General features: G+C 68.1%; 14 protein-coding genes. 7 read left to right on the top strand and 7 right to left on the bottom strand.

The window, feature by feature from the left end; translation table 11 throughout:
* The first annotated feature begins 20 nt into the window (after positions 1 to 20).
* Entirely contained in the window at positions 21 to 830 is an 810-nt protein-coding gene (locus BW975_RS04020; RefSeq protein WP_076531155.1) for a protein-disulfide reductase DsbD domain-containing protein, read from the top strand.
* Positions 831 to 837: 7 nt separating this feature from the next.
* On the opposite strand, the gene BW975_RS04015 is transcribed toward BW975_RS04020, so the two are convergent.
* From BW975_RS04015 to BW975_RS03995, 5 genes are all read right to left on the bottom strand, one after another.
* On the bottom strand, positions 838 to 4,227 hold the full coding sequence (locus tag BW975_RS04015) for an efflux RND transporter permease subunit (RefSeq protein WP_076531153.1): 3,390 nt from the start codon (positions 4,225 to 4,227) through the stop codon (positions 838 to 840).
* Between the two features lie 3 nt (positions 4,228 to 4,230).
* The gene (locus BW975_RS04010) at positions 4,231 to 5,712 is read right to left on the bottom strand and encodes an efflux RND transporter periplasmic adaptor subunit (RefSeq protein WP_076531151.1); all 1,482 of its coding nucleotides are present in this window, start codon (positions 5,710 to 5,712) and stop codon (positions 4,231 to 4,233) included.
* A gap of 72 nt (positions 5,713 to 5,784) precedes the next feature.
* A complete protein-coding gene (moaB, locus tag BW975_RS04005; RefSeq protein WP_076531149.1) occupies positions 5,785 to 6,327 on the bottom strand; it encodes a molybdenum cofactor biosynthesis protein B in 543 nt (180 codons plus the stop codon).
* A gap of 3 nt (positions 6,328 to 6,330) precedes the next feature.
* Positions 6,331 to 6,948, bottom strand: coding sequence for a LysE family translocator (locus BW975_RS04000; protein ID WP_076531147.1), 618 nt, complete (start codon positions 6,946 to 6,948; stop codon positions 6,331 to 6,333).
* Positions 6,945 to 7,721 carry a uracil-DNA glycosylase gene (locus tag BW975_RS03995; protein ID WP_076531145.1) on the bottom strand — a complete coding sequence of 259 codons (777 nt, stop codon included), beginning with the start codon at positions 7,719 to 7,721 and terminating at the stop codon, positions 6,945 to 6,947. The genes BW975_RS04000 and BW975_RS03995 overlap by 4 nt, the downstream gene beginning before the upstream one ends.
* 166 nt (positions 7,722 to 7,887) lie before the next feature.
* Between BW975_RS03995 and BW975_RS03990 the strand changes: the two genes are divergently transcribed.
* The 6 genes from BW975_RS03990 to BW975_RS03965 are packed head-to-tail and all read left to right on the top strand — an operon-like array spanning position 7,888 to position 11,999.
* Positions 7,888 to 8,844 carry an aspartate carbamoyltransferase catalytic subunit gene (locus tag BW975_RS03990; RefSeq protein ID WP_170846549.1) on the top strand — a complete coding sequence of 319 codons (957 nt, stop codon included), beginning with the start codon at positions 7,888 to 7,890 and terminating at the stop codon, positions 8,842 to 8,844.
* Positions 8,841 to 9,398 carry a hypothetical protein gene (locus BW975_RS03985; RefSeq protein ID WP_076531141.1) on the top strand — a complete coding sequence of 186 codons (558 nt, stop codon included), beginning with the start codon at positions 8,841 to 8,843 and terminating at the stop codon, positions 9,396 to 9,398. The genes BW975_RS03990 and BW975_RS03985 overlap by 4 nt, the downstream gene beginning before the upstream one ends.
* Positions 9,395 to 9,847, top strand: a complete 453-nt coding sequence (locus tag BW975_RS03980; protein WP_076531139.1) for a hypothetical protein — start codon at positions 9,395 to 9,397, stop codon at positions 9,845 to 9,847. The genes BW975_RS03985 and BW975_RS03980 overlap by 4 nt, the downstream gene beginning before the upstream one ends.
* The gene (pyrC, locus tag BW975_RS03975; protein ID WP_076531137.1) at positions 9,844 to 11,142 is read left to right on the top strand and encodes a dihydroorotase; all 1,299 of its coding nucleotides are present in this window, start codon (positions 9,844 to 9,846) and stop codon (positions 11,140 to 11,142) included. Before BW975_RS03980 ends, pyrC begins: the two co-directional genes overlap by 4 nt.
* A complete protein-coding gene (gene plsY / locus BW975_RS03970; RefSeq protein ID WP_076531136.1) occupies positions 11,143 to 11,748 on the top strand; it encodes a glycerol-3-phosphate 1-O-acyltransferase PlsY in 606 nt (201 codons plus the stop codon).
* Positions 11,749 to 11,750: 2 nt separating this feature from the next.
* Complete coding sequence (locus BW975_RS03965; protein WP_076531135.1) at positions 11,751 to 11,999, top strand: hypothetical protein; 249 nt, start codon at positions 11,751 to 11,753, stop codon at positions 11,997 to 11,999.
* Positions 12,000 to 12,071: 72 nt separating this feature from the next.
* On the opposite strand, the gene BW975_RS03960 is transcribed toward BW975_RS03965, so the two are convergent.
* Together BW975_RS03960 and BW975_RS03955 are read right to left on the bottom strand one after the other, a co-directional pair.
* Positions 12,072 to 12,845, bottom strand: coding sequence for a 3'(2'),5'-bisphosphate nucleotidase CysQ (locus BW975_RS03960; RefSeq protein ID WP_076531134.1), 774 nt, complete (start codon positions 12,843 to 12,845; stop codon positions 12,072 to 12,074).
* The gene (locus tag BW975_RS03955) at positions 12,832 to 14,178 is read right to left on the bottom strand and encodes a TldD/PmbA family protein (protein WP_076531132.1); all 1,347 of its coding nucleotides are present in this window, start codon (positions 14,176 to 14,178) and stop codon (positions 12,832 to 12,834) included. The genes BW975_RS03960 and BW975_RS03955 overlap by 14 nt, the downstream gene beginning before the upstream one ends.
* Between the last annotated feature and the right edge of the window lie 111 nt (positions 14,179 to 14,289).

Genomic DNA, 14,289 nt, shown 5'->3' with positions numbered 1-14,289 from the left:
ATCTGGCGCAAAGGGGAGAGATGAAACACATTGCCTCACGCCTCATCGCCGCCGCGCTTTGCCTTTTGCCCGTCTCGGCGCCCGCGCAGGATCTGAACGCTGTCGAATCGGCGCGCATCCTGCCCGGCTGGCGGATGGAGGACGGCACACATATGGCCGCGCTGGAGCTGCGCCTGGCGCCCGGATGGAAGACCTATTGGCGCGCACCCGGCGATATCGGCATCCCGCCCCGCTTCGACTGGCGCGGCTCGCGCAACATGGCGGGCGTCGAGGTGGAATGGCCCACGCCCGAGCGGATCGATCAGGGCGGCATGATGGCCATCGGCTACCACGGCACGGTCATCCTGCCGCTGCATGTGCTGCCCCGCACGGACGGAGATATCACGCTGGACGGGACTATCGACCTTGGGGTTTGCCGTGACGTGTGCATCCCGATGACACTGGATGTCGCGGGCGCATTGCCTGCGGCGGCACAGCCCCGCGACGGGCGCATCATCGCGGCGCTGGCCAATCGCCCGATGGATGCCAAGGCCGCCGGGGTCCGGCGCGTCTCGTGCAGCATCCGGCCCGCATCCAAGGGCGGTTTCGCGCTGCGCGCCGAGGTGGTTCTGCCGCCCTCGCGCGGCCCCGAGACGATGGTGATTGAGGCGTCGGATCCCAATATCTGGATCGCGCGGCCGCGCGTCAGCCGCCGGGGCAACACCCTGATCGCCGAGACGCGCATGGCCCATGTCGAGGGGCGCGCCTTCGCGCTCGACCGCTCGGGTCTGCGCCTGACAATATTGGGCGCGGGCCGCGGGGCGGACATCAAGGGCTGCCCCGCGGGCTGAACGGGCCTTAGGCCCGGCGGCGGCGCAAGGCGATACCGATCGCCAGCGCCGCGTAGAGCGCCAGCACCAGAACCATCGCCCCAAGGGCGAAAACCGCCAGCGCACCGGGCACGCCGCCCATCGCCGCCGGCATGAGGGCCGCGAGGCCCGTGGGCATTGCACCGGCCCAGATCGCCCAGCCCAGCGTCGCGCCGAACCATATCAGCAGCGCCGCAGCGCCGCCCAGCATCATCGCTCGCACACCGCCCGCGCGAAAGCGCATGCCCCGGCGCAGCGCCGCCATCTGCCGCGCCACGTCATGCTGCACCGCGATCAGCGCCGGCACGACCAGGAGCACGAGCAGCATCCCGAAGCCGAGGCCATAGACCAACGTGATCACGGTGGGTTTCAGGAATTGCGCCTGCTGGCTGCGCTCGAACAGAAGCGGCGTGAGGCCCAGAACCGTGGTCAGCGTGGTCAGCATCACGGGGCGCAGGCGGTCCGCCGCGCCGTCGATGATCGACGGGATCAGGCCGCGCGTGCGGGCATGCTCGTCGATCGTGGTGACCAGCACGATCGAGTCGTTGATGATGATGCCGGTCATGCCCAATAGCCCGACCACCGTGAACATGCTCAGCGGCACGTCCCACGCATGATGGCCGTATATGGTGCCGACAAGGCCGAAGGGGATGATCGCCATCACCACCATGGGCCGCGTCCAACTGCCAAAGACCAGCGACAGCACCAGATAGATACCGATCAGCGTCAGCATGAGGCCCAAAAGCGCGTCGTTCAGAAAATCGCTTTCCTGCTCGGCAAGGCCGGACATGGCCCAGTCAACCTGCAGCTCCTCGGCTATGCCGGGCACGATGTCGCTGCGCAGCAGCTCCTGTATCTCGCTCGCGCGAGCAGGATCGTCCTCGGAAATCTCGCCCGTGACACTGATCAGGCGCACGCCGTTCTCGCGCCGCACGGTGGAAAACCCGTCGCGCGTCTCGGTCGAGACGATCTCGGCCAGCGGAACGTAAGCGCCGCCGGGGGTGCGCAGTTGGGTCTGCTCCAGAAAATCGGCGGTCAGGCTGCCTTCGGGCAGCTCCACGCGGATCTCGGCGCTGCGCGGGCCAACGGGGAAGGTCGCGGCCTCGATCCCGTTGAGACGCGCGCGTAACTCGCGGCCCAGATCGTCGATGCCGAAACCCAGCGCGGCGCCCTGCGGGGTCAGATCCAGCACCAACTCCTCTTTGTCATAGGCCAGATCATCCTCGACGCCGCTGACCTCGGGATAGGCCGAAAGCACCTCTTTCAGACGCTGCGACGCGGCCTTGAGGGTGGCGGCATCGGCGCCCGAGAATTGCACGTCCAGCGCATCGCCCCCCGGCCCGCTGCGCCAGCCGCGAAAGCTGATGGTCTCGGCCAGGGGATGGCGCTGGATGCGCTCCTGCAAATCGGCGGCGAACTCGAAACTGCTATAGGGGCGCAGGTCCGACTCGATCAGCTCGATGGAAATGCCGCCCAGTTGGTCCGGCTCTTTGCTGTCGGTGCCCGACAGGCCGCGCCCGGCATTGCCGCCGATTTCGGCGATGACGTAGTCCAGCGGGCTGATGCCATATTCCGCCTCGTATTCATCGGCCAATTCCTGCGTGGCGCGCTGCATCTCGCGCAGCATCTCCAGCGAATCCGCGCGCGTCGCGCCGGGGGCCATGGCGAAATTGCCCGTGACGCTGCCCTGCTCGGGCGCGTTGAAAAACCGCCACGTCACATCGCCCCGCACGAAAAGCGCGGCTTGGCTGGCCAGGATCAGGATGACGCCGGCCAGCACCGGATAGCGCGCCCAAATGACGCCCGCCATGGCCGGGCGAAACACCCGCTCGCGCGCCCATTCAAAGCCGCGATTGACCACGCGCGACGGCGCGTCATACCAGTGCTGCTTGTTTGACGCGCACAACGCATGGCTCATGTGGTGCGGCAGGATCAGGAAGCATTCGGCCAGTGAAGCCATCAGCACGACGATGACGGTAAAGGGGATGTCGGCGATCAGATCGCCGAAACTGCCCGCGATGGTGATCAACCCGCCAAAGGCGATGATGGTCGTCGCGGTCGCCGAAAAGACCGGCATCGCCATGCGCCGCGCCGCATTCTCGGCGGCAACCACCGGCGCCTCACCCAGATTTCGCACGCGCGCATCCGCATGCTCGCCCACCACGATGGCGTCGTCCACGACGATGCCCAGCGTGATGATCAGCGCGAAGAGCGAGATCATGTTGATCGTGATCCCCGCCGCGAACATCAGCGCCACAGCGGCGAGAAGCGCGACGGGAATCCCCGCCGCCACCCAGAAAGCGGTGCGCGCGTTGAGGAACAGAAACAGCAGCGCCACGACCAGCGCGAGGCCCGTCGCCGCATTGTCCAGAAGCGTGCTGAGCCGGCTCGAGATCTGCTCGGACCGGGTGCGGATCAGATCGACGCGCACCCCTTCGGGCAAAGTGGTTGCCATTTCGGCGGCGACCTTTTCCACCGTCTCCTGAATACCGATGGCATCGCCCCCCTCCGAGCGATCGACCCGCAGTGAAATCGCCGGGTTTTCGCCGACGAAATAGGCCCGCTCGCGCGCCGCACCCAAGGTACGGATGTCGGCGATATCGCCCACGGTCAAACGGGTTTCGCCCTGCGCGCCGCGCAAGGTGATGCCCGCGATTTCCTCGGCGCCGCGCTTTTCGCTGCCGGTGCGCACACGGGTATCCGCGCCCTCGACGTCGCCTGCCGGATTGGCGTCGACCTCGGCGGCGATGACAGCGGCAATTTCCGTAAGAGTGATGTCATGCTCGATCAGCTGGACGGCGGGCACCTCGACCAGGATCTGCGGCGCCGCGACACCCCGCAGCGTGGTGCGTGTCACGCCCTCGGCAAAAAGGCGCGTGACCAACTCGTCCGCATAAAGCGCCAGTTGATCGGTGCCGACAGGCCCGGTGATGACGACATCCGTCACCCTGTCGGACCAGCTGCCGCGCCGCACCTCCGGCTCTTCGGCGGCGTCGGGCAAAGTTGTCACCGCATCGACGGCAGCCTGCACATCGGTCGCCGCACGGGACATATCCCAGCCGGGCTGAAACTCGATGGCGATGGTGCCGAAATTCTCGCGGCTGGCGCCATTGGTGCTTTCGACACCCTCGATGGCCAGAAGGTCAGGCTCCAGCACCTGCACGATGGCGGCGTCGATATCCTCGGCCCCCGCGCCGTCCCACTCGACCGACACGGTGACGCTCTGAATAACGACATCGGGGAAGAATTGCGCGCGCATGTTGGGCACGGCGGCAAGGCCCAGCACGACCATGACGACCAGCAAGAGGTTCGCCGCCGTCGGGTGGCGCGTGAACCATGACAGGATACCGCCCGGCCCCTTGGTGACGTGGCCCGCCATGCGTCAGCCGCCCATCCGGGTTTCCAGCCGCGCGACCACGCTGGCAGGCACGCGGGACTGCGCCAACTGGTCCAGCAGACGGGTGCGCACGGCATCGGGCATGTCGCGGCTGCCCTCGACATAGGCGATGAGGCGTGCACGGCGCTCTTCGCTCAGGTCCATCATCTCGGAGGTTTCATCGGTGGCCTCGCCGCTTGCCGCGGCCGCATCGCCCAGCGCGCGCACCTTGACGCCCGCCCCAAGGAGCGGCGTGCGCTGCATCACCACACGGCGCCCGGCCAGCTCTGGCGAGGCGTCGCCTGCGCGCACCAGCACATCGTCGCCCTGCCGGCGGATCAATGTGACTGCAAGAGGCTCCAGCCGACCATCCTCGCCCAGCGCCAGAACGGCGCCATCGCTGCCCAATGCGCTGGCGGGCAAACGCACCACCTGGGTCAGCGGCGGCTCGGCCACCTCGACGGTGACGAAATCACCAGGCTTGAGGCCCCGCGCCGCGTCCAGCCGGGCAAAGACTTGACGGCCCGTCTGCCCCTCGCCCACGGCGGCGCTGGCGCGGGTGATCGTGCCGGGCGCGGTCAGGCGCGCACCCGAGGCCTCAAGCACCGCCGTGACAGGCGCCCGGCGCAACTGGCCGCCCTCATCCAAAAGCCGCGCGAATTGCGCGGTGGACACACGGAAAGCGACCTCCAGCGCATTGCGGTCAATCAGCGTGCCCAGCTGCTCGCCATTCGAGACCAGCGCGCCCTCGTCCACGGCCACCTCCGACAACGCGCCCGCGAATTCGGCACGGATCTCGGTCTCGGCCAGCCGGCGCTCGGCCTCGGCCAGCGCAATCTCGGCGCGCGAGGTGGCGGTCGCGGCCTGATCGACGCGCGCTTCGGCGCCCAGCGCAGCCTGCCTGCGGGTCAAGACCGTGCCGCGCGCGGCGGCGGCGGCCAGCTCGGCCGTCTCGACGGCGGCGGCGGTGCCGACGCCGCGCTCTTCCAGATCGCGCTGGCGCTGCAGCGCACGCTCCTGCAGAGCTGCCTGATCACGCGCCGCGCTCAACTCATCTTCGGCCAGCTCCAGCGCGCGCGCCGCCTCGCGCGCCTCGGCACGGGCGTCCATCAGATCGGACTGCGCGCGGTCGCGGGCCGAGCGGGCATCCGCAGGATCGATCCGCACCAGAAGCTGCCCCGCCTCGACCTGCCCGCCTTCCTCGAAATCCTCGGCCAAAAGGGTTACAGTGCCCGCCGCCTTCGCGCGCAGCTCCAGCGTGCGGCGGCTTTGCACTTCGCCATAGGCGGTGAGGGTGGGCGCAATGGTCTGCGGCGTGGCCAGAATGACCTTCACCGCGAATTCCCGCTCGTCCCGCGCGCCCCCGCCCGGCGTGCGCTCCATCCGGGCCTGCACCGAGGCGCTGACCACATATCCGGCATAGGCCAGTAGGCCCAATGTCAGGGACAGCAGGATCAGGCCGGTCAGACTGCGGCGCAGGAAATGCATGACGGGGCGGTCCTTACGGGCGAAACATTCAACGGCCATTATATAAGGCCATGCGCCCGAATACCAAGCGCGCTACTTGCGCCGCCTATGCTCATCGAGGCGCGGCATGATCTCGACGAAGTTGCAGGGACGGTGCCGGTGATCCAGCTGCAGCGCCAAAATCTCATCCCAGGCGTCCTTGCATGCCCCAGGGCTGCCGGGCAGTGCAAAGAGATACGTGCCACGCGCCACACCCGCCGTCGCACGGCTTTGAACCGCGCTCGTGCCGATTTTGGCCATGCTGACATGGGTGAAAACCGTGCCGAAGGCGTCGATCTCCTTCTCATAGACATCGCGGTGCGCCTCGACGGTGACGTCGCGCCCCGTCAGGCCGGTGCCGCCAGTCGAGATAATCGCATCCACACCCGTATCTTCGCACCAGTCCCGCAATTGCGCCGCGATGGCCTCCCGCTCGTCCTTCACAATGGCGCGAGCGGCCAGGATATGGCCCGCCGCCTCCAGCCGCTGCACCAGCGTATCGCCCGAGCGGTCGTCCGCCTCCTCCCGCGTGTCGCTGACCGTCAGCACGGCGATGCGGACGGGAATGAAATCACGGCTCTCGTCGATGCGGCTCATGTCTCAGCTCCTTTCCAGAATAGCGAGGCGCACGGCTAGGGCCGTGAAGAGACCGGCACAGATCAGGCCCAGCCCCCGCGCGAAACGCGGCGATGCGGCCATGCGCCGCCCAAGCCCCCCGGCAAAGACGCCGACAGCGCCATTGATGAAAAACCCGCCAAAGCCCAGTATGACGCCCATGACCATGAACTGCGGCAAGAGCGCGCGCGCCGGATCGGCGAATTGCGGCAGAAACGCCAGTACGAAGAGGATCACCTTGGGGTTTGTCAGGTTCACCACCAGCCCCTCGCGGAACGCGCGCGCCGGGCCCATGGGGCGCCCTTTGGCGCGCATCGGGCCCATGCGCAGCGCACCCAGCGCCAGCCACATCAGATAGGCCACTCCGATCCAGCGGATCACATCGAAAAGCCAGGGCGCCGCCGCCACCAGCGCACTGACGCCCAGCGCCGCCGCCGCCGCATGCACCAGTGACCCCAGCGCGATACCTGCGCTCGCCGCGATCGCGGGCACCGGCCCCGCGCGCAGGCCCTGGCCAAGGCAGAACATCATATCCGCACCCGGCGTCATGTTCAGCGCCAGCGCGGCGGGCAAAAAGGCCAGCAAAAGCCACGGATCGATCACCGCGCACCCTCCCGCAGCCGCGCCTGCACGGCCAGCAGATCGGCCCAAGCTGCCCGCTTGGCCGCAGGCATGCGCAGCAGATAGGCCGGATGGAACATCGGCATCACCGGCTTGCCCCATGCCTCGTGCCACTGGCCGCGCAGCTTGGTGATCCCCCGCGCCTCCAGCACAGTCTGACAGCTGATATTCCCCATCAGGATCACGATATCCGGCGCGGCCAATTCCACGTGGCGCTGCACGAAGGGCCGCATCATGTCGATCTCGTTCGGCTTCGGGTCAGCGTTCTGTGGCGGCCGCCATGGCATGACGTTGGTGATGTAGACGCTCTCTTCGCGGCTCAGCCCGATCGCGGCCAGCATCCGGTCCAGCATCTGGCCCGCGCGGCCCACGAAGGGCCGTCCCTCACGATCCTCCTCCCGGCCCGGCGCCTCACCAATGATCATCACACGCGCGCCCGGCACCCCGTCCGAGAAGACAAGGTTGCGCGCGCCGCGTTTCAATTCGCAATGCTCGTAAGCGGCGAGCGCGGCACGCAAAGCCTCGAGGTCTTGCGCCGCACCCGCAGCCGCGCGCGCGGCCTCCACCGCGCCGCCGCCCTCATTCGCCTGGGCCGGGGCGATGGGCGTGGACGCAATCGGAACAGCCGCCGCGGGGGCCGCGGCAGGCGCCTCGTAGCGATCCACCGGCGCATCGCAAATCGCCTCGGTCACGCCCAGCTCCACCTGCCATTGCAGGAGCGCGCGCAGTTCGTGAAAATCCAGTGCCGAATCCATGGCGCCAAACTACCCCGAGGCGCCCCACCGTTGAAAGCTATGATATGTCCCGCAAGTTCATCTTGGCAAAAATACTCATGCCCGGCCCACCACGCGCGCACCGGCTTGACGATTGAACGCCGACGCCCTCCATGCGATAAGACGACCAGCTTAGCAGGAGATGCCGGTGACCTTCGCCCACAGCCACCTTCTGGGGATCGAGCCTCTGGCCCCCCACGATATCCGCGCGGTGCTGGATCTGGCCGACACCTATGCCGAGCGCGGGCGCAGTGGCGCCAAACATGGCGATGCGCTGGCCGGTCTCACGCAGATCAACATGTTCTTTGAAAACTCCACCCGCACCCAGGCCAGTTTCGAGCTGGCCGGCAAGCGCCTCGGCGCCGATGTGATGTCGATGGCGATGCAGGCCAGCAGCATTAAGAAGGGCGAGACGCTGATCGACACCGCGATGACGCTGAACGCGATGCATCCTGATCTGCTGGTCGTGCGTCATCCGCATTCGGGGGCGGTCGACCTTCTGGCGCAGAAAGTGAACTGCGCTGTCCTCAACGCGGGCGACGGGCGGCACGAACATCCGACCCAGGCACTTCTCGATGCGCTGACGATCCGGCGCGCCAAGGGGCGGCTGCACCGTCTCAATATCGCCATCTGCGGCGATATCGCCCACAGCCGGGTGGCGCGCAGCAATATCATCCTCTTGGGCAAGATGGAGAACCGCATCCGCCTCATAGGCCCGCCCACCCTGATGCCGGCTGGCATCGGCGAGTTCGGCGTCGAGGTCTATGACGACATGCAAAAGGGCCTCGAGGGTGTCGACGTCGTTATGATGCTGCGGCTCCAGCGCGAGCGCATGGATGGCGGCTTCATCCCGTCCGAGCGCGAGTATTACCACCGCTATGGCCTCGACGCGGAAAAACTGGCCCATGCGGCGCCGGATGCCATCGTGATGCATCCCGGCCCGATGAACCGCGGCGTCGAGATCGACGGAGAGCTGGCCGACGATATCCGGCGCAGCGTCATTCAGCAGCAGGTCGAAATGGGCGTGGCCGTGCGCATGGCCGCGATGGACCTGCTGGCCCGCAACCTGCGCGCGCGGCGCGCTCCACAATCGGTGATGGCATGAGCGACAAGATCGAGATCAAGGCGACGGAAACCGGCGTGGTGCGTATCTTTGCGGTCGATATCCCCGCGGATCGCATCGCGGCCTTCACCGCACGCAACGGAAGCTGGCCCCTGGGCGAGGCTTTGGGCGCCGAGGCGCTTGACCCCGCGCATGTCGAGATTTTCGACGCGGACGATTTGGCGGGGCTGGGCCTGCCCGGCTATCTTGCCGATGGCTACGCAATCCCCGAAGAGCAGCTGGCGCCCCTGCGCGGTCAGCTCATGTCGCAAAAGGGTGTGCTGATGGTCGTCACCTCGCGCGCCTTTCAGGGCACCGCGCAGACGCTGACACCCCGCGCGCCCCTCAGTTTGATCGCCACGCTGCAAGAGCCGGTCGACCCCGTCACCTTCGCCGCCTTGCCGGATGCCTCGGCCCGCACGCCCGCAGAGCCGCCTCAGGACGCGGAGCCGCAAAAGAAAGCGCCGTCTGACGCCGCCATGTCGGGCCGCGTCGCGACCGTGGTGCTCTTGGTCCTTGCCCTGTTGGTCGGCGTAATGATCTGGATCGCCGCATGAGCGATCCGATCCTGAGGCCGGATACCGCGCCCGCCCAGCTCGATGACGGCGAGCGCGTGCGCGATGTCTTTCGCGCAGACCGCGCCACCTATTGGCGCGATCATGCGCTGATGGCGGCGGCGGCGATGGCAGCCGGCATGGCCGTGCTGGCCGCCTTGGGCAATCCGCATATCTGGACCGGCGCCGTCGGCGGTCTTGCCGCCATCGCGATCCGCGCGTTCTACCTCTCCAGTGAGGCGCTGCAGGACGAATGGCGCCTGACCGACAGTCGCCTTCTTGGCCCCGGCTCCGCCGTCATCCCCCTGGCCGAAATCTCGGTCGTGCGCGGGCTTGGCTCGGCGGTGCAGGTGGTCACGCGCGCGGGTGACAAATACCTCGTGAAGTACATGGCCGACCGCCGCCGCGCCGAGGCGCGCATCGCCGCAGCCGCCGGAGTATCCCCTGCATGACCGCGACCCTCATCATCAACGCGCAGCTGATCGACCCCGAGGCCGGGACCGTCACGCGCGGCAGCGTCCTGATAGAGGAAGGTCGCATTTCGCGCATCACGCCAGAGGAGAGCGACGCCGCCGAGGAGCGCGCGCCCCGCGCCGCGCGCGTGGTGGATGCAGACGGCAAACATCTGGCGCCGGGCATCGTCGATATCGGCGTCAAGGTTTGCGAGCCGGGCGAGCGGCACAAGGAATCCTTCCGCTCGGCGGGCCTTGCCGCGGCGGCCGGCGGCGTGACTACCATGGCCACGCGCCCCGACACGCTGCCCGCCATCGACAGCCCCGAAGTACTGGAATTCACCCGCCGCCGCGCGAATGAGGCGGCGCCGGTCAATGTCCTTCCCATGGCCGCCCTGACCAAGGGGCGCGAGGGCCGCGAGATGACCGAGATCGGTTTTCTCATGGATGCGGGGGCGGTGGCCTTCACCGATTGCGACCATGTGGTGCGCGACACCAAGGTCTTTGCCCGCGCGCTGACCTATGCGCGCGGCCTCGGCGCGCTGGTCATCGCCCACCCGCAAGAGCCGGGGCTGAGCGCCGGGGCCGCCGCCACGAGCGGAAAGTTTGCCTCGCTCTACGGTCTGCCCGCCGTCTCGCCGATGGCCGAGCGCATGGGCCTCGACCGCGACATCGCGCTTCTGGAGATGACCGGCGCGCGCTACCACGCCGACCAGATCACCACCGCCCGCGCCCTGCCCGCGTTAAGCCGTGCCAAGCGCAACGGCCTCGACATCACGGCGGGCACGTCGATCCATCACCTGACTCTCAACGAGCTCGACGTGTCGGGCTACCGCACCTTTTTCAAGGTCAAGCCGCCGCTGCGCAGCGAGGAGGATCGCCAGGCGATCATCGAGGCAGTGCGGACCGGCCTGATCGACACGATCAGCTCGATGCACACGCCCCAAGACGAGGAATCCAAACGCCTGCCGTTCGAGGAGGCGGCATCGGGCGCGGTGGCGCTGGAAACGCTGCTGCCCGCGGCCTTGCGCCTTTTCCACTCGGGCGAGCTGGATCTGCCGGTGCTCTTCCGCGCGCTGGCGCTGAACCCGGCCAAACGCCTTGGTCTGCAATGCGGGCGGATGGCAGTGGGCGCCCCCGCCGATCTGATCCTCTTCGATGCCAACAAGCCCTTCATCCTCGACCGCTTCGCGCTGCGCTCGAAATCCAAGAACACGCCCTTCGACGGCGCCCGCATGCAGGGCCGCGTGCTGGCCACCTATGTCGGCGGCGCCGCAGTTTACGAGGCCGAATAGATGCCGATGATCGAGACCTCCGCCGCGATGCTGATCCTTTGGGCCATCATCGGCTATCTGTCGGGATCCGTCCCGTCGGGCATGATCCTGGCGCGCGTCATGGGGCTGGGCAACCTGCGCGAGATTGGATCGGGCAATATCGGCGCCACCAATGTGCTGCGCACCGGATCCAAGAAGGCCGCGGCGCTGACCCTGCTGTTGGACGGCCTCAAGGGCGCCGTGCCCGTATTGCTGGCGCGCGCGCTGGCGGGCGAGGATGCGGCGCAGTTGGCGGGCCTTGCCGCGTTTCTGGGCCATTGCTTCCCGGTCTGGCTGGGATTTCGCGGCGGCAAGGGAGTGGCCACCTTCCTCGGGCTCATGCTGGCGCTGGCGTGGCCCGTCGGGCTGCTGGCCTGCGCGACATGGCTGGCCACGGCAGCATTGATGCGGATCTCGTCGCTCTCGGCGTTGGTCGCGGCGGTCAGCGTGCCGGTCTGGATGCTGGTCCTCGGCCACTGGTCCCTGCTGGTCCTCGGCATCTTGCTGGCTGCGCTGATCCTCTGGCGCCACAGCGCCAACATCGCCCGCATACGCGCCGGGACCGAGCCAAAGATCGGTGCCAAGTGAAAATGTTTCTGGAGGCGTGGGACGCGCTTCCGCTGGGCACGTTTCACGGGGAGGCAGCGGGGCGGCGCTATGTCGTGACCCGCAGCGTTTTTGCGGGGGGCGCGGCTCAGAAGCTGGTCGCCGAAGAATTGGGCGGGACCGATTACATCAGCGCAAACGTCTATCGGCTGGCCGCCGGTGCGCGGCTGAAGCCGTGCGAGATGCCCGAGGAAAAAGTGGTGCGTTTTGTTCGGGATCTGGTGCCAGACTGAGGCAGCGGGACATCAGGCCAACGGGACGGGCGGGCTCATTCCAAATGCGGCCCTCGGCACTTTTCAGCCCGGCTAGGCCAGCGCGCCGACGATCTCGCCATGCAGCAGCGGCCCGGCGGCCACCATCCCGTCAACCTGCGGAACGGGGTTATTGAATCGCAGCGCCTTACCGCGCCGGTCGGTCGAGATGGCCCCCGCCTCGCGCAGGATCAGATCGCCTGCGGCAACATCCCATTCCCATGTCTTGCGCAGGGTCAGCATCGCGTCAAAGCGGCCCTCGGCCACAAGGCTGAGGCGATAGGCCAGCGACGGGCGATGCTCGCGTTTGAAGGCCGGGACATCGCCGCGCCAGTGCCGCGCCTCCAGCATGGGGCGCGCGGCCAGAAGGGTCGCGCCCGCAGCCCGATCCTTCACGCTGGCGCGGATGGGTGCGCCGTTCAGCGTTGCGCCGCCGCCAAGGCTGGCCGCATACATCAGGTCGAGCATGGGCAGGTAGACGACGGCTGCGGTCACCTGTCCCTCGTCCACCACGGCCAGCGCATGCGCCCAAGCGCGGCTGCCGTCGATAAAGCTGCGCGTGCCGTCGATGGGGTCGATAATGAATGTGCGCGGCGCGGCGGCGCGCAGCGGGTCATGCGCGCTCTCCTCGCTCAGCCAGCCATAGGCGGGGCGCGCGCCGCGCAGCTTGGACTCGAGCGTGTCGTTCACGGCCAGATCCGCCTCGGTCACGGGGCCGGCGTCCTCGGGCTTGTCCCAGCGTTTGACGCTGCCGCCGACATAGCCGGTCGCCACCTCGCCCGCGGCGCGGGCGGCGTCGATCAGCAAGGGCAGGTCATGTGCCGGCAAGGGTCATCCCCTCGACCAGAAGCGATGGCACGACGCTGCTCAGATGCGTGCGCGCGTCGTTGGCGGGTGTCAGGCGCATCAGCATGTCGTGCAGGTTCCCGGCGATGGTCAGCTCGTTCACGGGATAGGCGATCTCGCCATTCTCGATCCAGAAGCCCGAGGCCCCGCGCGAATAGTCCCCGGTGTTGGAGTTGATGGTCGAGCCGATCATGGACGTGACGAGCAGGCCGGTGCCCATATCCCTGATCAGATCCTCGCGGCTGGCGCTGCCCTGCGTCAGCTCGATATTCCAGGTGCCGGGGCGCGGCGGGCCGGACATGCCGCGCTTGGCATTGGCGGTCGATTGCATGCCCAGTTGGCGTGCGCTGGCAAGGTCCAGAACCCAGCCCGTGAGCACGCCGTTTTCCACGATGGCGCGGCGCTGCGTCGGCAGGCCCTCGCCATCATAGGGGCGCGATCCGGCCACGCGGACGCGGTGCGGATCCTCGATGATGCTCAGCGCCTCGGGCAGCACCTGCTGGCCCAACTTGTGGCGCAGCCATGTAGCCCCGCGCGCGACCGCCGCGCCGTTGGCCGCGCCCAGAAGATGCCCGATCAGCGAGGCCGAAATACGCTCGTCAAAGAGCACCGGATAGGCGCCCGTCTTGGGGCGGCGCGCGCCCAGACGCTCGGCGGCGCGCTGGCCCGCGCGGGTGCCGATATCGGCAGCGGCCCGCAAGTCGGCGTCCCACAGGCGCGCATCTCCATCCGAGTCGCGCTCCATCCCGGCGCCGGTCCCGGCGATGGCGGCGCAGGAGACATACCAATCAGTGCGCGTGTGCCCGGCGGCAAAGCCGTTGCTGGCAGCCAGCCAAACGCGCCGCCGCTCATACCCGGCGGTCGAGGCCTGCACCTGGCTTACGCCGTCCACCTCCAGCGCCGCCGCCTCGGCCTCGGCGGCGCGGCGTTGCAACTCGGCGGGCTCCGGCTCGGGCGAAGGATCGGCCAGCTCAAGCGCGTCCATGTCCCAATTCCTGGCCAGCTGATCTGCATCCGCCAGCCCCGCATGGGGATCCTCGGGCGCCTCGCGGGCCATGGCCACGGCGCGCTCGGCCAAGATGTCCAGCGTCTCGCGCCGGATGTCCGAGAAGGACACATTGGCCTGGCGCCGCCCGACCAACACGCGCAGGCCCAGATCGGTTGCCTCGGACCTCTCCGCTTGCTCCAGCGCGCCGCCGCGCACGTCGATCACCTGGCTCGCCCCCGTGGACACTATTGCGTCGGCGGCATCGGCGCCCGCGCGGCGCGCCGCCGCCAAGAGAGCATCGGCCAGATCGTCAAGCGTGGGCGTCATGTTGATAGCCTTTCCAAATCGCCTTGGAGGTAGTCCGGCGGCCGCCTTTGCACAAGGGTGCATCCGAAAACGAAACCGGGCCGGAGGCTGCCCCCCGGCCCGGCCTTGCCT

It is taken from the genome of Roseovarius nanhaiticus (assembly GCF_900156535.1).
GTDB lineage: Bacteria > Pseudomonadota > Alphaproteobacteria > Rhodobacterales > Rhodobacteraceae > Roseovarius > Roseovarius nanhaiticus.
This window is presented reverse-complemented; position numbering and strand designations above follow the sequence as displayed.

Excerpts from the sequence above, each read along its gene's own strand:
- BW975_RS04020 (WP_076531155.1), top strand. The coding sequence starts at position 21 with ATGAAACACATTGCCTCACGCCTCATCGCCGCCGCGCTTTGCCTTTTG.
- BW975_RS04015 (WP_076531153.1), bottom strand. The coding sequence starts at position 4,227 with ATGGCGGGCCACGTCACCAAGGGGCCGGGCGGTATCCTGTCATGGTTC.
- BW975_RS04010 (WP_076531151.1), bottom strand. The coding sequence starts at position 5,712 with ATGCATTTCCTGCGCCGCAGTCTGACCGGCCTGATCCTGCTGTCCCTG.
- moaB (WP_076531149.1), bottom strand. The coding sequence starts at position 6,327 with ATGAGCCGCATCGACGAGAGCCGTGATTTCATTCCCGTCCGCATCGCC.
- BW975_RS03995 (WP_076531145.1), bottom strand. The coding sequence starts at position 7,721 with ATGGATTCGGCACTGGATTTTCACGAACTGCGCGCGCTCCTGCAATGG.
- BW975_RS03985 (WP_076531141.1), top strand. The coding sequence starts at position 8,841 with ATGAGCGACAAGATCGAGATCAAGGCGACGGAAACCGGCGTGGTGCGT.
- BW975_RS03980 (WP_076531139.1), top strand. The coding sequence starts at position 9,395 with ATGAGCGATCCGATCCTGAGGCCGGATACCGCGCCCGCCCAGCTCGAT.
- pyrC (WP_076531137.1), top strand. The coding sequence starts at position 9,844 with ATGACCGCGACCCTCATCATCAACGCGCAGCTGATCGACCCCGAGGCC.
- plsY (WP_076531136.1), top strand. The coding sequence starts at position 11,143 with ATGCCGATGATCGAGACCTCCGCCGCGATGCTGATCCTTTGGGCCATC.
- BW975_RS03965 (WP_076531135.1), top strand. The coding sequence starts at position 11,751 with ATGTTTCTGGAGGCGTGGGACGCGCTTCCGCTGGGCACGTTTCACGGG.
- BW975_RS03955 (WP_076531132.1), bottom strand. The coding sequence starts at position 14,178 with ATGACGCCCACGCTTGACGATCTGGCCGATGCTCTCTTGGCGGCGGCG.